This window comes from Novosphingobium sp. PC22D, assembly GCF_002556635.1.
Lineage (GTDB): Bacteria > Pseudomonadota > Alphaproteobacteria > Sphingomonadales > Sphingomonadaceae > Novosphingobium.
This window is the reverse complement of sequence record NZ_MWMO01000012.1, coordinates 42,609-65,753: the sequence shown is the minus strand read 5'-3', so window position 1 is coordinate 65,753 and position 23,145 is coordinate 42,609. Positions and strand designations below refer to the sequence as shown.

Sequence of the window (23,145 nt, the reverse complement as noted above, 5' to 3'; positions counted from 1 at the left end):
TCCTTGGAAGCTCTTCTCACCTCCACCGCCGTCGTCGCGCTCGCCGAGATCGGCGACAAGACGCAGTTGCTCGCGATCGTGCTGGCGACGCGTTTCGCCCGGCCCTGGCCGATCGTCGCCGGGATCCTGGTCGCCACGCTCGCCAACCACTTCCTTGCCGCGCTGGTTGGCCAGCAGGCCGCGTCCTGGCTCGACGGGACATGGTTTCGCTATCTCGTCGCCTTCTCGTTCATCGCCATGGCCGCCTGGACGCTGATCCCCGACAAGATCGACGACGACATGGACAAGCCCGCCCGCTTCGGCGCTTTCCTGACGACGCTGGTCGCCTTCTTCCTCGTCGAGATGGGCGATAAGACCCAGGTCGCGACGATCGCGCTCGGCGCGCGTTTCGACAGCGTGCTGGCGGTCATGACGGGCACGACGCTGGGGATGATGATCGCCAATGTCCCGGCGGTGTTCCTCGGCAACGAGCTGGTCGCGCGCGTGCCGCTGGGGCTGGTGCGGATCATTGCCGCGCTGCTGTTTCTCGCCATCGGCCTGTGGTTGCTGGTGCAGACCATGGGCCTGATCTGAGCGCATCCGATCGATCGGGAGCCGAGTGGCATCGACGAGCGCGCTGGGCGCGCGCACCGCGCGAACCTAGACTGATCGGCATGACGGAGGGAGACGGCGATTGGCACTCAGGGCTTGGCTCGCGGCCATGGTGATCCTCGGCACGATCATGCCGGCAAGAGCGGCGCAGGCCGATGCCGACCAGAACGCGGTGACGGTCATGGTGGTTGGCACCTATCACTTCGCCAATCCCGGCCGCGACATGGTCAACATAGCGGCCGACGACGTGCTGGCGCCGCGCCGGCAGGCGGAACTGGCGGCGTTGGCGCGGGTTCTCGCGGAATGGAAGCCGGATCGTATCGCGGTCGAATACCAGTCCGGCGAGCCCGACTTGTCGGTCCCAGCCTATGCGCGCTTCACGGAGGCGGACCTGGCGACGCAGCGCAACGAGACCGTTCAGATCGGCTATCGCCTCGCACGGCGCCTCGGGCATGACAATGTCTACGGTTTCGACGAGCAGCCGGGCGAGGGCGAGCCCGATTATTTCCCGTTCGACAAGGTCCAGGCCTATGCCGACGGCCACGGTCAGACCGCCCGTGTCGCCGCGCTGTTCGACGAGGTGCGCCGCTCGGCGGCCGAGACCGAACGGCTGCAGAAGACGGCCTCGATCGCTGCCATGCTCGCGCGCGAGAACGATCCGGCCCGCGTGCTGCCGATGCATGCGCGGCTGTACTACGGGCTGATCCCGGTGGGCGACGCGCGGGACCAGCCGGGGGCGGTGCTCAACGCCATGTGGTACATGCGCAATGCCAAGATGTTCGCCAAGCTCGGCCTGATCGCCAGGCCCGGCGAGAAGGTGCTGGTACTGGTCGGCTCGGGCCACGTGTACTGGCTGCGGCACTTCGTCGAGGAGACGCCGGGCTTCCGGTTTGCCGATCCCATGCCGCTGCTCGAAAGCGCGGCGCAAATCCCGCCCGCCGCGGATTGAGGCGCGGCCCTTCCGCGGTCGGACGGGGATCAGAGCGGCGTGGCGGGCCGTTCCCTGCCACAGCGGCCGGCGGGAAGCCGGATCGCCCGATCAGGCGGCCAGCTTCATCTCCATGCGGTCCCAGATCTCGACGAGCGCCGAGGTGAGTTCGCGCATCATGTCTTCGGTGTGCGCCGGGCCGGGGGTGAAGCGAAGGCGCTCCGTGCCGCGCGGCACGGTGGGGAAATTGATCGGCTGCACGTAGACGCCGTATTCGGCGAGCAGGATGTCGCTGATCTTCTTCGCCATGACCGGATCGCCGACCATCAGCGGGACGATGTGCGTGGTCGAATCCATCACCGGCAGACCCGAGTCGCGGAACATCGCCTTGAGCATCGCGGCCGCCGCCTGCTGGCCCTCGCGCTCCTCGCTCGAGGACTTGAGGTGCTTGACCGCCGCGAGCACGCCGGCGGCGAGCACCGGGGAGAGCGAGGTGGTGAAGATGAAGCCCGGCGCGTAGCTGCGGATGCAGTCGATGATCTTGGTGTCGGCGGCGATGTAGCCGCCCATCACGCCGAACGCCTTGCCCAGCGTGCCCTCGATTATGGTGATGCGGCCGGCCGCGTCGTCCCGCTCGGAGATGCCGCCGCCGCGCTTGCCGTACATGCCGACGGCGTGGACTTCGTCGATGTAGGTCAACGCGTTGTACTTGTCCGCCAGATCGCAGATCGCGTGGATCGGGGCAACGTCGCCGTCCATCGAATAGACGCTCTCGAACGCGATCAGCTTGGGTAGCGCGGGATCGGTCTCGGCCAGCAGCATCTCGAGATGCGCGAGGTCGTTGTGACGGAAGACCCGCTTCTCGCAGCCCGAATTGCGGATGCCCGCGATCATCGAGGCGTGGTTCAGCTCGTCGGAGAAGATCACGCAGCCCGGCAGCAGCTTGGCGAGCGTCGACAAGGTGGCGTCGTTCGAGACATAGCCCGAAGTGAAGATCAGCGCGCCTTCCTTGCCGTGAAGGTCGGCCAGCTCGTGCTCGAGCTCGATATGGTAATGGGTGTTGCCGCCGATGTTGCGGGTTCCGCCCGAACCGGCGCCGACGTCATGCAGCGCTTCTTCCATGGCCGCGATGACCTTGGGGTGCTGGCCCATCGCGAGATAGTCGTTCGAGCACCACACGGTAATCGGCTTCGGGCCGTTGTGGCCGGCGAAGCAGCGCGCATTGGGGAACGCGCCCTTGTTGCGGAGGATGTCGATGAAGACCCGGTAGCGGCCTTCGGAATGCAGGCGTTCGATCGCCTGGTCGAAAATCTGGTCGTAGTTCACGAAAGAAAATCCGTCCCGCAATATCTTGGCGACTTGGCCGGTCCGTCGCGTGCACCCTCTATCCCATCCGCACATTGATTTCCAGCAATTATCGGACGGCGGCCTCCGACGGCTCCCCGTTCCGGGCCAATCCGCGCGGCAGCGATGCCGCGTGCCCTTCCACCACCTCGAGTCCGGGAGCCTCGCGCCGCAGCTTGCGGATCGTCGCCAGCCATGCGGTGAGTTCGCCCCTGTCCGCCGGTTCCTCGAACGTGGTCAGGTAGCGCGACTGGACATGGCCTTGCGCCCAGTTCGCCCGGACCTGGGCGACGCGACCGGTCAGCAGGTATTCGCGGTCCGCCTCGGTGCGGATGAAGAGCATGTTGTGAATATCGCCCAGACCCGTGACCGGAATGAGCACCACGCCGCGAGCGAGCGCCCGCGGGCTGGTGTCGTCGGTCCTGCCGGGCGCTTCCGAGGCCTGGGGGGAGCCTATTGCCCGAGAGGCGAGCAGTCCCGCGTTCGTCGCGGTGGCGAAGCCGAGCCCGCGCGCGTCGGGCAGGGCGAGATCGTCGTCGCCGCTCAGCGGGTCGGGCCGCCGCGCATCGACGTAGATCGGCGGCGCGTCCGCTCGCTCGATCGCGAAGACATAGCTGGGCAGGGCGACCGTACGCAGCCCGGTTCCCGCCGCCACGGTGTTGCCGAAGCGATGGTCGATGCCGACGATGGCATAGCGAATTGCGCTCGGCGCTTCGCCCTGGGGCTCGGCCGCGAGGCGGCGCAGGTCCGCGATCGTGATCGGCTTGGGCCTTGCGTCGCCGGGCGAGGTATCGAGAAAATACCAGTAGAACGGCGGCACCACGAGCACGATCGCCAGCACCAGGAGGAGGTTCATCAGCCTTTGCACTGGACCGACATCCTTTCCAGGCCGTAACGGGCCAGCCGGGAAGCGAGTTCGCCCGGTTCGACATGCGCGGTGAAGATGATCTCGTCCGCTTCGGCACGCACGAATTCCTGATCTTCGAGCAGATGCGCGATTCGCCGCGCGATGCCTTCGGCGCCGTGAACCATGCGCACCCCATCGCCCAGCGCCTCGGCAAGTTCGGGCTCGAGCAGCGGAAAATGGGTGCAGGCGAGCACAAGCGTATCCATTGCCGGGCCTCCGGGCTGGCGCCTCAGCCCCTCCACCGCCTCGGCGATGACGGCGCGGTCCGGAGCCTTGCCGCGCAGCTTGGACTCGGCGCAGGCGACGAGTTGCGGGGCGGGGTAGCGCAGCAAGGTCTTGCCCTTGGCGAACGCGGCCTCGAGTCGGTCGACGTACTCCTGCCGGATGGTCGCCGCGGTGCCGAGCAGGCCGATCACGCCCGTCTTCGTCAGCGCCGCGGCAGGCTTGATCGCGGGCACGGTGCCCACGACCGGCACTTCGAGCACCTCGCGCACCATGCCCAGCGCGATGGTCGATGCGGTGTTGCAGGCGATGCATACCAGCCGCGGCGCGAGCCGCTCGGTCAGGCGGCCGAGCAGGCCGCACACGCGCGCGGCGATCTGCGCCTCGGTCTTGGAGCCGTAGGGCAGTCCGGCATTGTCCGCGACATAGACCACGGGCGCCTGGGGCAGGATCGCGCGCAGCGCCTCGAGCACCGTCAGGCCGCCGACTCCGGAATCGAAGAGCAGGATGGGGGCCGACGGGTCTGGAGTGGTGGACACGAGGCGTGGGACGCTTTCCGCAAGGCTCTGAAGGGCGGCCCTGTTAGAACCACGGCGGCGGTTTCGGCAATAAGTCTTAGCCAATCCGTGCGGCGACGCTAAGACGTCGCCCATGGAATGGATTCTCGGCCTGCTGCTGGGCTACCTGCTGGGAGCGATCCCGTTCGGCCTGCTCATCACCCGCCTTGCCGGTGCGGGCGACTTGCGGGCCATCGGCTCGGGCAACATCGGCGCGACCAACGTGCTGCGAACCGGCCGCAAGGGCCTTGCCGCGGTGACCCTGCTGCTCGACCTCGCCAAGGGTCTCGCCGCCGTGCTGCTCGCCGCCCGCTTCCTGCCCGGCGCCGAGCCCGCCGCGGCCTTCGGCGCTTTTCTCGGGCATTGCTTTCCGGTCTGGCTGGGTTTTCGCGGCGGCAAGGGCGTGGCGACGACGGCGGGCGTGGCGTTCGGCCTCGCCTGGCCGGTGGGGCTGCTCTATGCCTTCGTGTGGCTGATCCTGCTCGGTACGACACGGGTTTCCTCAGTGGCCGGGATGACGGCCGCGGTCGCGGCGCCGGTCGCGGCGCTTGCCAGCGGCGATCGGGACGCGGCCGCGGTGCTCGCGCTGATCGCGCTGGTTGTGCTCGTCCAGCACCGCGAGAACATCGCCCGCCTGCGCGCCGGAACCGAACCGCGCATCGGCGGCGGCACGGCGTGAGCGAGCCGGCCTCGATCTCGCGGGACGAGGCTTTCGCGCGTATTCGCCTGCTGCGCTCGCCCAATGTCGGACCGGTCAGCTACGGCCTGTTGCTCGCGCGCTTCGGTTCGGCGCTCGCGGCGATCGATTCGCTCCCCGAAATCGCCAGCCGCGGCGGCAAGGCCTACCGCCCGGCCGACGCCGCGCGCGTGGCCGATGAAGTCGCCGCCGTCCGCAAGGCGCGCGCGCGCTACCTGTTTCACGATTCGCCCGACTATCCGCCGCTGCTCGCCCAGTGCGACGGGGCGCCGCCGATCCTGATCGTGCGCGGCGATGCCACGATCGCGGCGCGGCCCTGCGTCGCGATCGTCGGCGCGCGCAATGCCTCGGGCGGCGCGGTCAAGCTTGCGCGTGAGTTTGCCGCGGCGCTGGCCGCGTCCGGGCTGGTCGTGGTGTCGGGGCTCGCGCGCGGGATCGACGGCGCGGGCCACAAGGGAGCGCTTTCCTCGGGCGGCGCGGACGGCGCGACGATCGGGGTCATCGCCAGCGGAATCGACATCGCCTATCCGCCCGAGCACGCCGACTTGCAGGAAGAGATCGCCGCGCGCGGCCTGCTGATCGCCGAGCAGCCGCCCGGGACCGAGCCGCTCGCGAGGCACTTTCCGACGCGCAACCGGATCATCGCGGGGCTCGCGGCCGGCACGCTTGTGGTCGAGGCCGCGCCCAAGTCGGGCTCGCTGATCACCGCGCGGCTCGCGGGCGAGATGGGGCGCGAGGTCATGGCCATCCCCGGCTCGCCGCTCGATTCGCGTTCGCGCGGCTGCAACCAGCTCATCCGCGACGGCGCGGTCCTTGTGCAGGAGCCCGCGGACGTGATCGAGCTGCTTTCCGGCTTCGACGGCGCGCCGCGCTCGACGTTCCGCGAGGCGGCGCCGACCGGCTTCGTGCCGCAGGAGATCGCCGACAGCGATCCCGCCGATGTCGCGGGCCTGCTCTCCACCGCGCCGATCACGGTCGACGAAATTATTCGCCAGAGCGGTGAAACGCCGCCCGCGGTCCAGCTCGCCTTGCTCGAACTCGAGCTGGGCGGCCGCCTCGTCCGTCATGCCGGGGGGCGGGTCTCGCTCGCCTCTTGACGGCATCGCGGCGAGGCTCCCACCTTACACGTGTGTATATGCGTGTGCGGGTGCGCGCGTGGGGTGAAGTAAAAAGGGTCTAGATGCAGCTTGTTATCGTCGAGTCGCCAGCCAAGGCGAAGACCATCGAGAAATATCTCGGCAAGGACTACAAGGTTCTCGCCTCTTACGGCCATGTCCGCGATCTGCCGGTCAAGGACGGGTCGGTCCGTCCCGACGAGGACTTCGCGATGGACTGGGAACTGCAGGGCGAGAAGCAGAAGCAGGTCAAGGCGATCGCCGACGCGGCCAAGGACGCCGACCGCCTGATCCTCGCGACCGACCCCGATCGCGAGGGCGAGGCGATTTCGTGGCACGTGCGCGAACTGCTGTCGAAGCGGCGCGCTTTGCCCAAGGACGTCCAGCGCGTCACCTTCAATGCGATCACCAAGGACACCGTCACCAAGGCGATGACCCAGCCGCGTGAACTCGATCAGGACCTGATCGACGCCTATCTGGCGCGCCGCGCGCTCGACTACCTGTTCGGCTTTACGCTTTCGCCGGTGCTCTGGCGCAAGCTGCCGGGCGCCAAGTCGGCGGGGCGCGTGCAGTCGGTGGCGCTGCGCCTGATCGTCGATCGCGAGCGTGAGATCGAGGCCTTCGTGCCGCAGGAATACTGGTCGGTCGCCGCCGCGATGGAGCAGGACGGCACGCCCTTCACCGCGCGGCTGGTCACTTTCGAGGGCGAGAAGCTCGACAAGCTCAGCCTCGGCGACGAAGGCATCGCGATGCGCGCCAAGGCGGCGGTCGAGGCGGGCGCCTTCAAGGTCGAGAACGTCGAGACACGCCCGCACAAGCGCAACCCGCAGCCGCCGTTCACCACCTCGACGCTGCAGCAGGAAGCTTCGCGCAAGCTCGGCTTCTCGGCCAGCCAGACGATGCGCGTGGCGCAAACGCTCTACGAGGCGGGCGCGATCACCTACATGCGTACCGACGGCGTGCAGATGGACCCCTCGGCGATCTCGGCCTGCCGCAAGGCTGTCGCGGACCGTTATGACGGACACTACCTGCCCGACCAGCCGCGCCAGTATTCCACCAAGGCGAAGAATGCGCAGGAGGCCCACGAGGCGATCCGTCCCACCGATTTCACCCGCGACCGCTTCGGCTCTGGCGACGAGGCGCGGCTCTACGACCTCATCTTCAAGCGCGCGATGGCGAGCCAGATGGCCTCGGCCAATCTCGAGCGCACCACCGTCACCCTGCGCGACGGCACCGGCCGCCACGAACTGCGCGCCACGGGCCAGGTAGTGAAGTTCCCCGGCTTCCTCGCGGTCTATGAGGAAGGGCGCGACCAGAAGGACGATGACGACGAATCGGGCCTGCTGCCCTTCATGAAGGCGGGTGACGCCCCGGCCAAGAAGGACGTCATCGCCGAGCAGCACTTCACCCAGCCGCCGCCGCGCTTCTCCGAGGCGAGCCTCGTCAAGCGGCTCGAGGAGCTGGGCATCGGGCGGCCCTCGACTTATGCTTCGACGATCCAGGTGCTCAAGGACCGGGCCTATGTCCGCACCGAGAAAAACCGTTTCTTCGCAGAGGAATCGGGCCGGCTTCTCACGGCGTTTCTCGAACGCTTCTTCGAGCGGTACGTCGCCTACGACTTCACCGCAGGCATGGAGGAGGATCTCGACGACGTTTCCGGGGGGCGCGGGGAATGGCGCGAACTGCTCGAAGCGTTCTGGCGCGACTTCAAGCCCAAGTCGGACGAGGTCATGGAGCGCAAGCCCTCCGAAGTGACCGAAGTGCTCGACGAGTACCTGTCGGACTTCCTGTTCCCGCCGCGCGACGACGGCACCGATCCGCGCGCCTGCCCCAAGTGCGCCGATGGCCGGCTGGCGCTGCGCGGCGGCCGCTACGGCGCCTTCGTCGCCTGCTCGAACTACCCGGAATGCAAGTACACCCGCAAGTTCGCGCAGCCGGGCGGCAACGGCGAGGTCGCCGAGGACGAGGCGCTCGGCAAGGACCCCGAGAGCGGACTCGAGATCATGCGCAGGACGGGCCGCTTCGGACCCTACATCCAGCTCGGCGAGGGCAAGGAGGCGAAGCGCGCGTCGATCCCCAAGGACATCGACGAACTCACGCTGGAATGGGCGCTCAAGCTGCTCAGCTTGCCGCGCACGGTCGGCACGCACCCGGAGACGGGCGAGGAAATAGTCGCGAATATAGGTCGTTACGGACCATACCTGCTCCATGACGGCAAGTACGCGAAGCTGCGCTCGACGTCAGAGGTTTTCGAGACGGGGATGAACGCGGCGGTCTCGCTGCTCGCCGAGGCGGCCACGCGCGGCGGGCGGGGCGCTCGCGCCAAGGCCGAGCCGATCAAGGTGCTTGGCGAGCATCCGACGAGCGGCGGCGAGATGAAGGTGCTTGCGGGCCGCTACGGCCCCTATGTCACCGACGGCAGCACCAACGCCACTTTGCCGCGCGATGCCAAGCCCGAGGATCTGACCGCCGCGGAAGCCATCGCCCTGATCGACGCCAAGGTCGCGAAGGGGCCCGCCAAGGGCAAGCGCAAGAAAGCGCCCGCGAAGAAGGCCGCGCCGAAGAAGGCCGGGGCGAAGAAGGCGACGGCCAAGAAGACCACGGCCAGGACGAAAGCGGGTGGCGGGAAGAGCGACAAGGAAGCGCAGGCCGAGCAGGCCTGAGCGGGCTTCGTCCGTTGCGCGTCGGCTTTACGGTCGTCGCCGCGCGGGCGCGAAACGATCGCCGGACAATTCGCCTGCCAGGCCGGATGCCCGGTCATGTCCGGGCGCCGAATTGCCTGACTTCGGACAGGCAGAGCAATCCCGCGACGCTGGCAAGGGCGATGCCCGCGCCGGCGGCCAGCGTTCGATGCGGTCCAAGCCATGTCGCGGCGGGACCGGCCAATGCGTAGCCTGCGGGCGCGAGCACGCCGGCGGCGATCTGTACGATCGAGAAGACACGCGAGAGCAGCTCGGTTGGAATTTCGCGCTGGATCAGGGTGCCGATCATGACGTTGACCACCGCTCCTCCCGCTCCGAAAGTGATCCCGCCGAGCAAAAGGAGTGGAAACGCGGCGGTCGCGGCCAGCAGGAAGAGGGGCGCGGCGAGCAGCAGGACCGCGACCTGGATCGCCACCATCGCCCGCGCCGGTTGCCATCGCATGACCGCGACCGCCCCGGCCAGGCCGCCAACTCCGATCGCGCCCAGCACCATTCCCCAGTTCTGAGCGCCGTGCGGTAGCCCGGCAAGCAGCACGGGCGCGACCATAAACGGGGCGAGCGCGATCAGATTGAGCAGGCCGAACTGCGCCACGACGATCCAGAGCCACCGCCGGCTGCCGAAGGCGGCCAGCCCCAGCCGTAGATCCTCCAGCACCGACCGCGACGCGCCGGCTTGCCCCGCCTGGCCCCGTTGCCGGACCAGAACGAGGCACAGCGCGCTCACCGCGTAGGTCAGGCCATCGAGCCCGATCGCCCATCCGGAGCCGACGCTCGCAACCAGGATTCCCGCCAGGATGGGCCCCAGGATCGAGGCAAAGGAATTGACCGCGCTCAGCGCACCGTTGGCCCGGGTCAATCGCTCCTTGGCGACGATCTGCGCGACAAGCCCGCCGCGCGCGGGATAGAAGAAGGCGGTGCCAACACCGATCAGCGCCGTCAGTCCGATGATGACGGGAAGCGGCGCCTCGCCGCGGATCAGCGCCAGTGCCAGCAGCGATTGCGCCACGAAGCGCAGCAGGTCGGCCCATATCATGATGCGTCGGCGCGGCCAGCGATCGCCCAGAACGCCCCCGAACAACAGCAGAACGACGGTCGGAAGCGCTTGCGCCGCGAGCGCCATGCCCAACGCGCTGGCGGAGTAGCCGGCCCCGATCACCGCAAAGCTGAGCGCCACCGGAACCAGCGCCGTACCGATCGCGGACAGGGTCGCCCCGACAAAAAAAAGATTGAAGTCGCGGCCCAGCAGCATTGCGGCCCCCTTGCCGAATTGCCCGTCCGCCAGCATGGCGGTCGATCACGCAAGAGGCAAGAAAGGGGGCTCCGAAAACCCCCATCCGACCTACGCCCTGGATGACATCGGGCTTCTATGCGCAAGCAGTGAAAAGCCGCAGCCGCGCCCCTGAGGCGGCTCGTCTCGGCGCTATCGCGTCCGGCTGGCCAGCGCGGCGATGACCGCGCTGGCCGTCGCGCGCATGCCGGCGGCGTTGGGGTGCCAGGCGATGCCGTCGCCGGGCACGGTCGCCCTCGCGCCCCAAGTCCAGGGCTCGGCGTCGCAGGCGGTGTGGAGGCGCGATTCGTCATCGATCGGGACGAGCAGGGCGCCGGCCTCCTCGGCCACGCGGCGGGTCATCGCGCTCAGGCGGTCGGCGATCTCGGTCGAGATGGCGACGGCCTGCGCGCTCAGCGGCGCGGCGGCGCAGGGCGTCTGCGGGACCAGCGAGAGATAGGTGACGAAGGCGAGTCGTGCGTTGGGCGCGCGGGTGCGCACCTGACTGGCGATCTCGCGCAGGTTCGCTTCGACCGCGGCGTACTGCTCTTCGGTCGGGCGGCGCGGTTCGGGGCAGACGAACTTGCGCCCCGCGACTTGCGAGGTGCCGTCGGGCGCGCAGCTCGCGGCGAAAAGGTTGCCGACGTAGTTCAGGTCGTTGCCGCCGACGGTGACGGTCACCAGCGCGGTATCCGCGGTCAGCGCGTCGATCTGCGGCGGCAACTCCTTCCAGCCGTGGAGCACGTGCATCGTCGTGGCGCCGCTGCACGAGGCGTCGACCAGCGCCATGCGAAGCTGCTCGGCGATGAGCGTGGGATAGCCCTGCATGGTCTGCGCGCAGCGCGCCGGCGAGCCGGGCTTGAGTTCGCCCAGTCCCGGCCCGGCCGCGAACGAGGCGCCGAGCGCGACGTAATTGCCGGCAAACGGCGGGGCGGCGGCACCGGCGGCGAAGGGGCCGACGCAGGCCGTGGCCGAAAGCGCGGCTGCAGCCGCCAGGAACAGTGCCGATAGCCTCATTTCACCCAGTCCAGTCCGATTTCCTCGTAGATGTCGCGCGCTTCGGCCCAGCCTTCCTCGACCTTGACGTGGAGGAACAGGTGGACGGTCTGCCCGAGCACCTGCGCCAGTTCCTTGCGCGCGGCTTCGCCGATTTCCTTGATCATCGCGCCGCGCCTGCCGAGCACGATCGCCTTCTGGCTGTCGCGCGCGACGACGATCTGCTGACGGATCTCCACGGAGCCGTCCTTGCGCTGCTGGTACGATTCGGGCCGCACCGCGCTGTCGTAGGGCAGTTCGTCGCGCAGCTTGCGGAAGAGCTGCTCGCGCGTGATCTCGCAGGCGAGCAGGCGCTCGCTGGCGTCGGACACCTGGTCTTCGGGGTAGAGCCATGGGCCTTCGGGCATGAGCGCGGCGAGCCGGTCCTTGAGTTCGGGCACGCCGTCGCCGGTGAGTGCCGAAACGAAGAACGTCTCCTCGAATTCGCCGGCCAGTTCCTGCGCCAGCACGAGCAGCGGTTCCTTGGCGCTGGCATCGACCTTGTTGATGACGAGAATTTTACGCTCGGGCCGATCCCTGAGCGCCTCGCGCAGCGGTTCCAGCTCGTGGCGGCGCAGCTTCACGCAATCGACCACCAGCAGGATCGCATCGGCCTCCTGCGCGCCTTCCCAGGCGGCGGCGACCATTGCGCGGTCGAGCCGGCGGCGCGGCTGGAAGATGCCCGGCGTATCGGCGAGGATGATCTGCACTTCGCCCGCCAGCGCGATGCCGAGCAGCCGCGCGCGCGTGGTCTGCGCCTTCGACGAAGTGATCGCCACCTTCTGGCCGACGAGTGCGTTGACGAGCGTCGACTTGCCGGCATTCGGCGCGCCGATCACCGCGACGAGGCCGCAATGCGTGCTCACGCGTATTTCTCCATGAATTCCTCGGCGGCGCGGGTTTCCGCGTCCTGCTTGCTGGTGGCGGTCGCCTGCACCGCGCCGACGCCGTGGACGGTCACCTCGACGGTGAAGCGCAATGCGTGGTCGGGGCCGGCGCGTTCGATCAGGCGGTATTCGGGCATGCGCCGCTTGTTGCCCGCGGCCCATTCCTGGAGGGCGGACTTGGGATGCTTGCGCTTGCCCGCCTTGCCTTCCATCGCGCCTGACCACAGCGTGCGGACCATCCCGCGCGCTGCCTCCCAGCCGCGTTCAAGGAAGCAGGCGCCGATCAGCGCCTCGATGACGTCGCCCAGGATGTTGTCGCTGTCATGGCCGCCGTCGTCGCGCGCCTGCTTACCCAGGCGGATGTGGCGGCCAAGGTCGATCTCGCGCGCGATGTCGGCGCAGGTCGCGCGGCTCACGAGCGCGTTGAGCCGCTGCGAGAGCCGGCCTTCGGCGTCCTGGCTCGTGGCATGGAGCCACTCGGCGATCGACAGGCCGAGCACGCGGTCACCGAGAAATTCGAGCCGCTCGTAAGTGCGCCGCTCACCGGTGCTGCCGTGAGTCAGCGCCTCGATCCACAAGGCGTCGTCTTTCGGCGGCGCGCCGATCAGCGCGGCGATATAGTCGCGTACCGCTTGCTCGAGCACTCAGAACGTCCCGCCGATCCGGTCCCAGCGGGCCGCGGTGAACCAGGTCCACGGCTTGAACCACGAGGCGCCGCCGTCGGTCGAGAACATCACGATCGTGGCCTTGCCGACCAGGTTCGCCTGCGGGACGATGCCGATGCCCTGGCCCTCGATCGGTGGGAAGCGGCTGTCGAGCGAGTTGTCGCGGTTGTCGCCCATCAGGAACATGTCGCCTTCGGGCACGATGTAGGTGCCGGTGTCGTCCTGCGGTGTCTGGCCGAGATCGAGCACGTTGTAGCTGCGCCCGCCGGGCAGCGTCTCGCGGTATTGCGGATAGCGGCACACCGGGGTGCCGTCGTCGCGGCGCGCTTCGAACTCGTAGGCGTAGCAGCGGGTGTTGTCGCTGATCTCGATCTCGAAGTCCGCGATCCGCTTCCTTGGAATCGGCTCGCCGTTGAGGATCACTTGTCCGCCGCGCACCTGGATCTGGTCGCCGGGCAGGCCGATCACGCGCTTGATGTAGTCCACGTCGTTGCCGGGCGGCGCCTTGAAGATCACGACGTCGCCGCGCTCGGGCTGGTCGGCGAAAATGCGCCCCGGAAGCAGCGGCACGCTGAACGGCATCGAATAGCGCGAAAAGCCGTAGGACCACTTGGACGCGAGCAGGTAGTCTCCGTTCTCGAGCCGCGGCAGCATCGATTCGCTGGGGATGTTGAACGGCGAAAAAATGAAGGTCCGGAAGACGAGCACGATCAGTACCGTCTTGATCAGGAACACGAAAAAGCTGTCGTGCTTTTCCTCCTTGGCCGGATTCTCGCCAGTCTTGGCTGCCTCAGCGGGGACGGTTTCAGTCATCGCAACCCCCATGTTGCGGGGCCTTCCCTGCGTCAAGTGTCATGCACCGTTCAATTCGCGCATTGCGGCTTGGCCTTCGCACTCGCAACATGCATAAGGCCGCGCAATCGCGCCGCACTAGCCGGGACAAGGGGGGATAACATGGCCCAATCGACCAAAGCGGAATGGGATCGGCTCAAATCCTTGCCGAAGCCGAAGCTTGATGCGCTCTTCGCCGACGGCGCGGCCCGGCTCGAGGCGCTTTCGACCCGCTTCGAACTCGAGGAAGGCGAGGGCATCCGCTTCGACTGGAGCAAGACCCACCTCGACGGCGCGCACCTCGACGGCTTCGAGGCGCTGGCCGAGGCGGCGGATTTCACCGCGAAGCGCGCGGCGCTGTTCGACGGCGCGATCGTCAACGTCACCGAGGGGCGCGCTGCCGAGCACACCGCGCAGCGCGGCGTCGGCAAGCCGGAAAGCGTCGAGCAGGCGCACGGCTATCACTCGCGCATGGCCGCGATCGTCGAGGCCATCCACCGCGGCGCGATGGGCGAGGTCAAACATCTGATTCACGTCGGTATCGGCGGCTCCGCGCTCGGCCCGGCGCTCGCGGTCGACGCGCTGGCGCGCGCCAACGGCGAGGAGGGCGGGGCGATGGTCGACGTCCACGTCGTCTCGAACATCGACGGCTGCGCGCTCGAACAGGCCTTCGCCGCCTGCGATCCGGCGACGACGATGCTCGCAGTGGCCTCCAAGACCTTCACCACGATCGAGACCATGACCAACGCCGAAAGCGTGATCGCCTGGATGCGCGAAGCCGGCATCGCCGATCCCTACGGCCGCGTCGTGGCGCTGACCGCTTCGCCCGACAAGGCGATCGAGTGGGGCGTCGACGAAACCCGTGTACTGCCCTTCTCCGAAAGCGTGGGCGGGCGCTATTCGCTGTGGTCCTCGATCGGCTTCCCCGTGGCGATGGCGCTTGGCTGGCCCGACTTCGCCGAGATGCTCGAGGGCGCGGCGACGATGGACCGTCACTTCGCCGATACCGAAGGCCGCGCGAACTTGCCGTTGCGTGCCGCCTTCGCCGACCAGTATTACACCCGCCTGCGCGGCTGCCAGACGCGCGCGGTCTTCGCTTATGACGAACGGCTGGCGCTGCTTCCCGACTATCTCCAGCAGTTAGAGATGGAATCGAACGGCAAGTCGGTGACCAGCGAAGGAGCGCCGGTCGACGGGCCGACCGCGCCGATCACCTGGGGCGGCGTCGGCACCGACGCGCAGCACGCGGTGTTCCAGCTTCTCCACCAGGGCACCAACCTCGTGCCGGTCGACTTCATCGCGTCGATCGCGCCGGGCCACGATCTCGCGCCGGTGCATCACCGCATCCTGCTGTCGAACTGCTTCGCGCAGGGCGCGGCGCTGATGGCGGGCAAGCCGAGCGACGATCCGGCGCGCGCCTATCCGGGTGACCGGCCCTCGGCGACGATCCTGCTCGACGCCGTCACACCCGCCAGCTTCGGCGCGCTGATCGCATTCCACGAGCACCGCACGTTCGCCAATGCGGTGCTGATGGGGATCAACCCGTTCGACCAGTTCGGCGTCGAACTCGGCAAGGCGATCGCCAAGCAGATCGAGGCGGGCGACACCGCCTTCGATGCCTCGACCGAGGCGCTGCTTGCGGAAGCGGGGATCGCGTAGGGAAGCGCATCGGCCCGGACGCGCGTCGCGCACACGACGGAGCGGAGCGGGCTGCCCTGCGGGGCGCTCCGCCGCCGCACCTTACACCCGGCGCCGAGGCTCTCACCTGTCGAGCCCGGCCGTGCGGCGGATTGGCATCGGCGCGGCCAGGGGCCATATGCGCGGCAACGCAACCACGAGGCTGACCCATGTCCGACTACGACTACGACCTGTTCACCATCGGCGCCGGATCGGGGGGCGTGCGCGCCTCGCGGGTGGCCGCCGCCTATGGCGCGAAGGTCGCGGTCGCGGAAGAGCACCGGGTGGGAGGCACTTGTGTGATCCGGGGCTGCGTGCCCAAGAAGATGCTCGTCTACGGCGCGCACTTCGCCGAGGATCTCGAGGACGCGAAGCAGTTCGGCTGGGACATTCCCCACTGCACCTTCGACTGGGTCCGCCTGCGCGACAACGTGCTGAGCGACGTCGACCGGCTCAACGGTCTCTATACCCAGACGCTCGAGAACAACGGGGTCGAGATCTTCCACGAGCGCGCGACGATCACCGGCCCGCACGAAGTCACGCTGGCGAGCGGCAGGACCTTCACCGCGAAGTACATCCTCGTCGCGACGGGCGCGCGGCCGCATGTTCCGGCCTGTCCCGGTCACGAGCTGGGCATCACCTCGAACGAGGCGTTCCATCTCGACGCCATCCCCGGCCGGGTGCTGATCGCCGGCGCGGGCTACATCGCCAACGAGTTCGCCGGGATCTTCCACCAGTTCGGCGCCAAGGTGACGCTGATCAACCGATCGGACCAGCTCCTGCGCGGCTACGACGAGTCGCTGCGCGACCGCCTGCTGCAGATCTCGATCACCAAGGGCATCCAGTTCCGCTTCAATGCCTCGTTCCGCGGGATCGAACGCACCGACGAGGGCGCCTTGCGCGTCGAGATGACCAACCACGATCCCATCGAGGTGGATTGCGTGCTCTTCGCCACCGGCCGCGTGCCGAACGTCGAGGGACTCGGCCTTGAGACCGTCGGCGTCGAGATCGACGACAAGGGCGCGATCCGGGTCGACGAGACTTCGAAGAGTTCGGTCGATCACATCTATGCGATCGGCGACGTGACCAATCGCGTGCAGCTTACCCCGGTCGCGATTCGCGAGGGACAGGCCTTTGCCGACAGCGTTTTCGGGGACAATCCGTGCACGGTCGACTACGACTGCATTCCCTCGGCGGTGTTCAGCCATCCGCCGATCGCCGCGGTCGGAATGACCGAGGGCGAGGCGCGCAACAAGCTCGGCTCGGTCAAGGTCTACGAGAGCGACTTCCGCGCGATGAAGAACGTCGTCGCGGGCCGCAACGAGCGTTCGCTCTACAAGATGATCTGCGACGGCAACACCGGCCGCGTGGTGGGGATTCACATGATCGGTCAGGAAGCGCCCGAGATCATGCAGGCCGCCGCCGTGGCGGTGAAGGCGGGGCTCACCAAGGCCGATTTCGACGCCACCGTCGCGATCCATCCGACGATGGCCGAAGAGCTGGTGCTGCTCAAATAGACACCGCAAAGAGACGTGCGGGCAGGCGGAATTGACCATGGCGGCGGTTTAATCGCACGATTAAAACTATTGACGTGGCCGCTGTGAACTGCCTTAGGCAGTGTCACGTTTTCCAGGCCCCCGAGGGGCTCAGCGAGGATTGGGAATGTCAGCAAACATCGCGGAAATGGAGAAGCGCCGGGCGGGTGCGCGGATGGGGGGCGGCCAGCGCCGCATCGACGCCCAGCACGCCAAGGGCAAGCTCACCGCACGCGAACGGCTCGAGGTCCTGCTCGATGAGGGCAGCTTCGAGGAAGTCGACACCTACGTCGAGCATACCTGCGTCGACTTCGGCATGCACGACCAGGAAAAGGTCCCCGGCGACGGTGTCGTCACGGGGTCGGGCACGATCAACGGCCGGCTGGTTTACGTCTATTCCCAGGACTTCACGGTCTTCGGCGGCGCGGTTTCCAAGACTCACGCGATGAAGATCTGCAAGATCATGGACGCGGCGATGAAGGTCGGCGCGCCGGTGATCGGCCTCAACGACTCGGGTGGCGCCCGCATCCAGGAAGGCGTCGACGCGCTCGGCGGCTATGCCGAGATCTTCCAGCGCAACGTGCTCGCCTCGGGCGTGGTGCCGCAGCTTTCGCTCATCATGGGCCCCTGCGCGGGCGGCGCGGTCTATTCGCCTGCGATGACCGACTTCATCTTCATGGTGAAGGACAGCTCCTACATGTTCGTCACCGGACCCGACGTGGTGAAGACGGTGACCAACGAAGTGGTGACGCAGGAAGAACTGGGCGGCGCGATCACCCATTCGAGCAAGACCAGCGTCTCCGACCTCGCGCTCGAGAACGACATCGAGGCGCTGCTCGCCGCGCGTGACTTCATCGACTACCTGCCGCTGTCGAACCGCGAGGAAGTGCCGGAACGGCCCTGCGCCGATCCGTGGGACCGGCTCGAGGAGAGCCTCGACACGATCATTCCGCCCAGCGCCAACCAGCCTTACGACATGCACGAGGTCATTCGTAAGACGGTCGACGAGGGCGAGTTCTTCGAGGTCCAGCCGACTTTCGCGGCGAACATCATCGTCGGCTTCGCGCGGATCGAGGGCCGCACCGTTGGCATCGTCGCCAACCAGCCGATGGTGCTGGCGGGCGTGCTCGATATCGATTCCTCGCGCAAGTCGGCGCGCTTCGTGCGCTTCTGCGACGCCTTCAACATCCCGATCATCACCTTCGTTGATGTTCCCGGCTTCCTTCCTGGGACCGACCAGGAGCACAACGGCATCATCAAGCACGGCGCCAAGCTGCTGTTCGCCTATGCCGAGGCGACCGTGCCGAAGATCACCGTCATCACCCGCAAGGCCTATGGCGGCGCCTACGACGTCATGGCGTCCAAGCACCTGCGCGGCGATCTCAACTACGCCTGGCCGACCGCGGAGATCGCGGTGATGGGCGCCAAGGGCGCGGTCGAGATCATCTTCCGCGGCCTGACCGAGGACGGCATCGCCGAGAAGACGAAGGAATACGAGGATCGTTTCGCCAACCCCTTCGTCGCCGCCAGCCGCGGCTACATCGACGAAGTGATCTACCCGCACTCGACGCGCCGGCGCATCGCGCTGGGCCTGCGCAAGCTGCGCAACAAGGCGCTCGAGAACCCCTGGAAGAAGCACGACAACATCCCGCTGTAGTAGTCGGGAGGGAAAGGACCAGCACATGGAAGATGTCTATATCGTCAGCGGCGTGCGGACGGCGGTCGGGGATTTCGGCGGATCGCTCAAGTCGTTCATGCCCGCCGATCTCGGCGCGCTCGTCGCCAAGGAAGCGCTCAGCCGTGCCGGAGTCGAGGCCGAGGCGGTGCAGCATGTCGTCGTCGGGCAGGTCATGCCCACCAGCGCGCGCGACGAGATGCTCAGCCGCGTGATCGGCATCGAGGCGGGCGTGCCGCTCGCAACGCCGGCGCTGACGCTCAACCGCCTGTGCGGCTCGGGCGTCCAGGCGATCGTTTCGGCGGCGCAGATGATGAAGCTGGGCGAGGCGAGCATCACGCTGGCCGGCGGCGCGGAATCGATGTCGAACGTGCCCTATCACGATCACGGCGTGCGCTGGGGTCGCAAGATGGGCGCCAACACGCAGGAAGACGCGCTGACGCTCGGCCTGTCCGACGCGATCGGCGGCTATCACATGGGAATCACCGCGGAGAACGTCGCCGAGCGCCACCAGATCACGCGCGAGGACATGGACGCGCTGTCCGTCACCAGCCACCAGCGGGCCTCGGCGGCGATCGCCGAAGGCCGCTTCAAGGAGCAGATCCTTCCGGTCGAGGTGAAGACCCGCAAGGGCACGGTCGTTTTCGACACCGACGAGCACGTCAAGGCCGATACCACCATGGAAGTGCTCGGCAAGATGCGCGCCGCCTTCAAGAAGGACGGTGCGGTCACTGCGGGCAACGCCTCGGGCATCAATGACGGCGCGGCGATGGTCGTGCTCGCCACCGGCGCCGAGGTCGAGAAGCGCGGGTTGAAGCCGATGGCCAAGATCGTCGCCTGGGGCCACGCCGGGGTCGAGCCCGACTACATGGGCGAGGGCCCGATCAAGGCGGTGCCGATCGCGCTCGAGCGCGCCGGGCTGTCGCTCGACCAGATCGACGTGATCGAGAGCAACGAGGCGTTCGCCGCGCAGGCCGTCGCGGTCGCCAAGTGCCTCGGCTTCGACGAGGCCAAGGTCAATCCGAACGGTTCTGGCGTCTCGATCGGCCACCCGGTCGGCGCGACCGGGTGCATGCTCACCATCAAGTGCATGTACGAGTTGAAGCGGATCGGCGGTAAGTACGGCCTGATCACGATGTGCATTGGCGGCGGCCAGGGGATCGCCATGGTCATCGAGAGCGTCTGAGCGCGAAGGAGAGCGAGGCGATGAAACTCGGCCGGATGAACCACATCGGCGTGGCGACGCCCGATCTCGACGCGTCGATCGCGTTCTATCGCGACATCATGGGTGCGACCGACATCACCGAGCCGTTCGTGCTCGACAGCCAGAAGGTGCGTGTCTGCTTCGTCAACACGCCGGGCGAGAACGGGACCGCAGGCACCCAGGTCGAGCTGCTCCAGCCGACCGAGGCGGATTCGGCGGTCGGCAAGTGGCTGGAGAAGAACCCCCTCGGGGGCCAGCACCACGTATGCTACGAAGTGCCCGATATCCATGAGGCCAAGGCCTGGTTCGAGGGGCACGGCAAGCGCGTGCTCGGAGAGCCGCGGATCGGCGCCCACGGCACGCTGATCTTCTTCGTCCACCCCAAGGACATGGGCGGCCAGCTCACCGAGATCATGGAAACGCCCAAGGAGGCGCACTGAGGTGAAGGGATGGATGCGCATCGGCCTGGCCGCCGCGAGCCTGACAGGGCTTGCCGGTTGCGGGCAGGGCGCCGACCGCGAGCAAGCGGCCGGTGCCGATGCGACTCCGTCCGCCGTTGCCAGCCAGCAGGCGGGCGATACGGTTGTCGATACGCGCGAGGTCGATACCGAATTCGGTGCGGTCCGGATCGAGCAGATCACCAAGGAAGGCGCGGCGCATGTCGAACCGGGGCGGATTTCGGTCAGCTACCTGAAGGACGGCAAGCCCGACAAGACCTTCCCCAAGGCGGTCGAACTCGGCAGCTTCGGTGCGCTGAGCGGTTTTCGCGTCTATAACGAATTCGGCGCGCTTCCGGTGATCGTCAGCAAGGGCGGTGGAACCTGGCAGGGCAATTCGTGCGAATGGACGGTCCTGACCGAACTGCGCCCGGACGGTCCGGTGGAAGTGGCCAACTTCGAGAGCGCCTTCGACAATTCGGGCGCCAAGCCGGATGCCCCGACGGCGATCACCGGCGAGATCGGCGCGATCAACGCCGACAACTCGTTCACCGTTGATTTCACGGGCTCGCGCAGCTTCTCGGCGCTGTACCTGCGGCAGCCGGACGGCACCTATCAAGTCCAAGGCGGAAAGGAACAGCAGCTTAGCGGCTGCTGAGAGAGGAAACTATGGCGATGAGCGACAAACCGAACCTCGACGACTGGAAAGCGGCGGCGGACAAGGAGGTCAAGGGCAGGGATCTGACCTGGAACACCCCCGAGGGCATCGCCGTCAAACCGCTCTATACCGCCGATGACGTCAAGGCCGATCCGGGTCTTCCCGGCTTCGCGCCGTTCACGCGCGGGGTGAAGGCCTCGATGTACGCGGGGCGTCCCTGGACGATCCGCCAGTACGCCGGATTTTCCACCGCCGAGGAATCGAACGCGTTCTATCGCCGCAACCTCGCGGCGGGGCAGAAGGGCCTTTCGGTCGCCTTCGACCTCGCCACGCATCGCGGTTACGATTCCGACCACCCGCGCGTCGTCGGCGACGTCGGCATGGCGGGCGTCGCGATCGACAGTGTCGAGGACATGAAGATCCTGTTCGACGGCATTCCGCTGGGCGAAATGTCGGTCTCGATGACGATGAACGGCGCGGTGATCCCGTGCCTGGCATTCTACATCATCGCCGCCGAAGAGCAGGGCGTCAGCCCCGACCAGCTTACCGGGACCATCCAGAACGACATCCTCAAGGAGTTCATGGTCCGCAATACCTACATCTATCCGCCCGAGCCGAGCATGCGGATCATTTCGGACATCTTCGCATATACCGCGGACAACATGCCGAAATTCAACAGTATTTCTATCTCCGGCTACCACATGCAGGAAGCTGGCGCCACGCAGGTCCAGGAGCTGGCCTTCACCATCGCCGACGGCATGGAATACGTGAAGTACGGCGTGGCCTCGGGCCTCGACATCGACAAGTTCGCAGGCCGCCTCTCGTTCTTCTTCGCGATCGGCATGAACTTCTTCATGGAGATCGCCAAGCTGCGCGCCGCGCGCACCTTGTGGCATCGCGCCATGACCCAACTCGGCGCCAAGTCCGAGCGTTCTAAGACGCTGCGCACACACTGCCAGACCTCTGGCGTCTCGCTGCAGGAGCAGGACCCCTACAACAACGTGATGCGCACCACGATCGAGGCGATGGCGGCGATGCTGGGCGGCACCCAGTCGCTCCACACCAACGCGCTCGACGAGGCGATCGCGCTGCCGACCGACTTCTCGGCCCGTATCGCGCGCAACACCCAGATCGTCATCCAGGAAGAGACGGGCATGTGCAATGTCGTCGATCCGCTGGGCGGCTCGTATTACATCGAGGCGCTGACGCAGGAACTGGTCGACAAGGCCTGGGAGATCATCGAGCGCGTCGAATCCGAAGGTGGCATGGCCAAGGCGGTCGAGGCGGGCTGGCCCAAGGCGATGATCGAGGAAGCCGCCGCGGCGCGCCAGGCGCGGGTCGACAAGGGTCTCGACGTGATCGTCGGTGTCAACAAGTACCGCAAGGACGAGGAAGACCCGATCGAGACGCTCGAGGTGGACAACCACAAGGTCCGCGAGGCGCAGATCGCGCGGATCAAGAGGACGCGCGCCTCGCGCGACGAGGCCAAGTGCAAGGCCGCGCTCAAGGCGCTCGCCGAGGGGGCCAAGGGCAACGGCAATCTGCTCGCGCTCGCGGTCGACGCCGCGCGCGAAAGGGCGACGCTGGGCGAGATCTCCGACGCGATGGAGAGCGCCTTCGGCCGCCACGGCACGATGCCGCGCCCGGTCAAGGGCATCTACGGCGCGGCCTACGAGGGTGACGGCCGTTACCAGCAGGTGCTCGACGGCGTCGAGGCAGTCTCGCGCCGTCTGGGCCGCGCGCCCAAGCTTTTCGTCGCGAAGATGGGCCAGGACGGCCATGATCGCGGCGCCAACGTGATCGCCTCGGCCTTCGGCGACATGGGCTTCGACGTGGTGACCGGCCCGCTGTTCCAGACCCCGCAGGAAGCGTGCGACATGGCGCTCGAAGCCGATGTCGACGCGATCGGCGCCAGTTCGCTCGCGGCGGGTCACAAGACCCTGATTCCCGAACTGATCGGCCTCCTGCGCGAGGCCGGCCGCAGCGACATCAAGGTCGTGGCGGGTGGCGTCATCCCGGCGGTGGACTACGAGTTCCTCAAGAACGCGGGCGTTCAGGGCATCTACGGCCCCGGCTCGAACGTGGTCGAGTGCGCCGCCGACGTGCTGCGCCTGCTCGGGCACAACATGCCGCCGGTCGGCAGCGAACTCGAGGCGGCCGAGTAAGTCCGCCGCGAGGCGGTACATCAGAAAACCAAGGGAAGGGGGGGAC

At 67.5% G+C, this 23,145-nt stretch carries 20 protein-coding genes; 12 read left to right on the top strand and 8 right to left on the bottom strand.

Annotation, left to right across the window (positions count from 1 at the left end):
* Window positions 1-3: 3 nt before the first annotated feature.
* Window positions 4-573, top strand: coding sequence for a TMEM165/GDT1 family protein (locus tag B2G71_RS16645; RefSeq protein WP_098107766.1), 570 nt, complete (start codon window positions 4-6; stop codon window positions 571-573).
* 100 nt (window positions 574-673) lie between these two features.
* A complete protein-coding gene (locus tag B2G71_RS16640) occupies window positions 674-1,540 on the top strand; it encodes a DUF5694 domain-containing protein (RefSeq protein WP_141521591.1) in 867 nt (288 codons plus the stop codon).
* 90 nt (window positions 1,541-1,630) lie between these two features.
* On the opposite strand, the gene hemA is transcribed toward B2G71_RS16640, so the two are convergent.
* The 3 genes from hemA to murI form a co-directional block, all read right to left on the bottom strand.
* The gene (gene hemA, locus B2G71_RS16635; RefSeq protein WP_098107763.1) at window positions 1,631-2,845 is read right to left on the bottom strand and encodes a 5-aminolevulinate synthase; all 1,215 of its coding nucleotides are present in this window, start codon (window positions 2,843-2,845) and stop codon (window positions 1,631-1,633) included.
* Between the two features lie 88 nt (window positions 2,846-2,933).
* Entirely contained in the window at window positions 2,934-3,719 is a 786-nt protein-coding gene (locus B2G71_RS16630; RefSeq protein ID WP_098107761.1) for a hypothetical protein, read from the bottom strand.
* Entirely contained in the window at window positions 3,719-4,531 is an 813-nt protein-coding gene (murI, locus tag B2G71_RS16625) for a glutamate racemase (RefSeq protein ID WP_240530194.1), read from the bottom strand. The genes B2G71_RS16630 and murI overlap by 1 nt, the downstream gene beginning before the upstream one ends.
* 112 nt (window positions 4,532-4,643) lie before the next feature.
* Here murI and plsY point away from each other — a divergent pair, with 112 nt between their 5' ends.
* From plsY to topA, 3 genes are all read left to right on the top strand, one after another.
* Window positions 4,644-5,228 (top strand): glycerol-3-phosphate 1-O-acyltransferase PlsY, encoded by a 585-nt coding sequence (plsY, locus tag B2G71_RS16620; RefSeq protein WP_098107758.1) that lies wholly within the window; start codon window positions 4,644-4,646, stop codon window positions 5,226-5,228.
* Window positions 5,225-6,343, top strand: coding sequence for a DNA-processing protein DprA (gene dprA, locus B2G71_RS16615; protein WP_098107757.1), 1,119 nt, complete (start codon window positions 5,225-5,227; stop codon window positions 6,341-6,343). The genes plsY and dprA overlap by 4 nt, the downstream gene beginning before the upstream one ends.
* Window positions 6,344-6,426: 83 nt before the next feature.
* The gene (topA, locus tag B2G71_RS16610; protein ID WP_098107755.1) at window positions 6,427-9,024 is read left to right on the top strand and encodes a type I DNA topoisomerase; all 2,598 of its coding nucleotides are present in this window, start codon (window positions 6,427-6,429) and stop codon (window positions 9,022-9,024) included.
* Between the two features lie 94 nt (window positions 9,025-9,118).
* Here topA and B2G71_RS16605 read toward each other — a convergent pair whose 3' ends face one another.
* From B2G71_RS16605 to lepB, 5 genes are all read right to left on the bottom strand, one after another.
* Window positions 9,119-10,312 (bottom strand): MFS transporter, encoded by a 1,194-nt coding sequence (locus B2G71_RS16605; RefSeq protein WP_168176391.1) that lies wholly within the window; start codon window positions 10,310-10,312, stop codon window positions 9,119-9,121.
* Between the two features lie 171 nt (window positions 10,313-10,483).
* Entirely contained in the window at window positions 10,484-11,347 is an 864-nt protein-coding gene (locus B2G71_RS16600; RefSeq protein ID WP_098107752.1) for an SGNH/GDSL hydrolase family protein, read from the bottom strand.
* A complete protein-coding gene (gene era, locus B2G71_RS16595) occupies window positions 11,344-12,231 on the bottom strand; it encodes a GTPase Era (RefSeq protein ID WP_098107751.1) in 888 nt (295 codons plus the stop codon). Before era ends, B2G71_RS16600 begins: the two co-directional genes overlap by 4 nt.
* On the bottom strand, window positions 12,228-12,896 hold the full coding sequence (rnc, locus tag B2G71_RS16590; protein WP_098107749.1) for a ribonuclease III: 669 nt from the start codon (window positions 12,894-12,896) through the stop codon (window positions 12,228-12,230). Before rnc ends, era begins: the two co-directional genes overlap by 4 nt.
* Entirely contained in the window at window positions 12,897-13,730 is an 834-nt protein-coding gene (lepB, locus tag B2G71_RS16585) for a signal peptidase I (RefSeq protein ID WP_098107748.1), read from the bottom strand. It lies immediately after the preceding gene.
* A 141-nt stretch (window positions 13,731-13,871) separates the two neighbouring features.
* On the opposite strand from lepB, the gene pgi reads away from it, so the two are divergent.
* The 7 genes from pgi (at window position 13,872) to scpA (ending at window position 23,099) form a co-directional block, all read left to right on the top strand.
* The gene (gene pgi, locus B2G71_RS16580) at window positions 13,872-15,407 is read left to right on the top strand and encodes a glucose-6-phosphate isomerase (protein ID WP_098107746.1); all 1,536 of its coding nucleotides are present in this window, start codon (window positions 13,872-13,874) and stop codon (window positions 15,405-15,407) included.
* A gap of 188 nt (window positions 15,408-15,595) precedes the next feature.
* Entirely contained in the window at window positions 15,596-16,942 is a 1,347-nt protein-coding gene (gene gor / locus B2G71_RS16575) for a glutathione-disulfide reductase (RefSeq protein ID WP_098107745.1), read from the top strand.
* A gap of 145 nt (window positions 16,943-17,087) precedes the next feature.
* Window positions 17,088-18,617, top strand: coding sequence for an acyl-CoA carboxylase subunit beta (locus B2G71_RS16570; protein WP_098107743.1), 1,530 nt, complete (start codon window positions 17,088-17,090; stop codon window positions 18,615-18,617).
* A gap of 25 nt (window positions 18,618-18,642) precedes the next feature.
* On the top strand, window positions 18,643-19,821 hold the full coding sequence (gene bktB, locus B2G71_RS16565) for a beta-ketothiolase BktB (RefSeq protein ID WP_098107741.1): 1,179 nt from the start codon (window positions 18,643-18,645) through the stop codon (window positions 19,819-19,821).
* 20 nt (window positions 19,822-19,841) lie between these two features.
* Window positions 19,842-20,279: a methylmalonyl-CoA epimerase gene (mce, locus tag B2G71_RS16560; RefSeq protein WP_098107740.1), complete on the top strand. Its 438-nt coding sequence runs from the start codon at window positions 19,842-19,844 to the stop codon at window positions 20,277-20,279.
* 1 nt (window position 20,280) lies between these two features.
* A complete protein-coding gene (locus B2G71_RS16555) occupies window positions 20,281-20,934 on the top strand; it encodes a hypothetical protein (protein ID WP_098107738.1) in 654 nt (217 codons plus the stop codon).
* Window positions 20,935-20,951: 17 nt separating this feature from the next.
* Entirely contained in the window at window positions 20,952-23,099 is a 2,148-nt protein-coding gene (gene scpA, locus B2G71_RS16550; protein ID WP_098107875.1) for a methylmalonyl-CoA mutase, read from the top strand.
* Window positions 23,100-23,145 lie beyond the last annotated feature (46 nt).

What these genes read in the sequence shown, in the direction of transcription:
- B2G71_RS16570 (WP_098107743.1), top strand. Translation starts at nt 17,088, where the DNA reads ATGTCAGCAAACATCGCGGAAATGGAGAAGCGCCGGGCGGGTGCGCGG.
- bktB (WP_098107741.1), top strand. Translation starts at nt 18,643, where the DNA reads ATGGAAGATGTCTATATCGTCAGCGGCGTGCGGACGGCGGTCGGGGAT.
- topA (WP_098107755.1), top strand. Translation starts at nt 6,427, where the DNA reads ATGCAGCTTGTTATCGTCGAGTCGCCAGCCAAGGCGAAGACCATCGAG.
- mce (WP_098107740.1), top strand. Translation starts at nt 19,842, where the DNA reads ATGAAACTCGGCCGGATGAACCACATCGGCGTGGCGACGCCCGATCTC.
- B2G71_RS16600 (WP_098107752.1), bottom strand. Translation starts at nt 11,347, where the DNA reads ATGAGGCTATCGGCACTGTTCCTGGCGGCTGCAGCCGCGCTTTCGGCC.
- B2G71_RS16605 (WP_168176391.1), bottom strand. Translation starts at nt 10,312, where the DNA reads ATGCTGCTGGGCCGCGACTTCAATCTTTTTTTTGTCGGGGCGACCCTG.
- pgi (WP_098107746.1), top strand. Translation starts at nt 13,872, where the DNA reads ATGGCCCAATCGACCAAAGCGGAATGGGATCGGCTCAAATCCTTGCCG.
- scpA (WP_098107875.1), top strand. Translation starts at nt 20,952, where the DNA reads ATGAGCGACAAACCGAACCTCGACGACTGGAAAGCGGCGGCGGACAAG.
- lepB (WP_098107748.1), bottom strand. Translation starts at nt 13,730, where the DNA reads ATGACTGAAACCGTCCCCGCTGAGGCAGCCAAGACTGGCGAGAATCCG.
- plsY (WP_098107758.1), top strand. Translation starts at nt 4,644, where the DNA reads ATGGAATGGATTCTCGGCCTGCTGCTGGGCTACCTGCTGGGAGCGATC.
- B2G71_RS16630 (WP_098107761.1), bottom strand. Translation starts at nt 3,719, where the DNA reads ATGAACCTCCTCCTGGTGCTGGCGATCGTGCTCGTGGTGCCGCCGTTC.
- gor (WP_098107745.1), top strand. Translation starts at nt 15,596, where the DNA reads ATGTCCGACTACGACTACGACCTGTTCACCATCGGCGCCGGATCGGGG.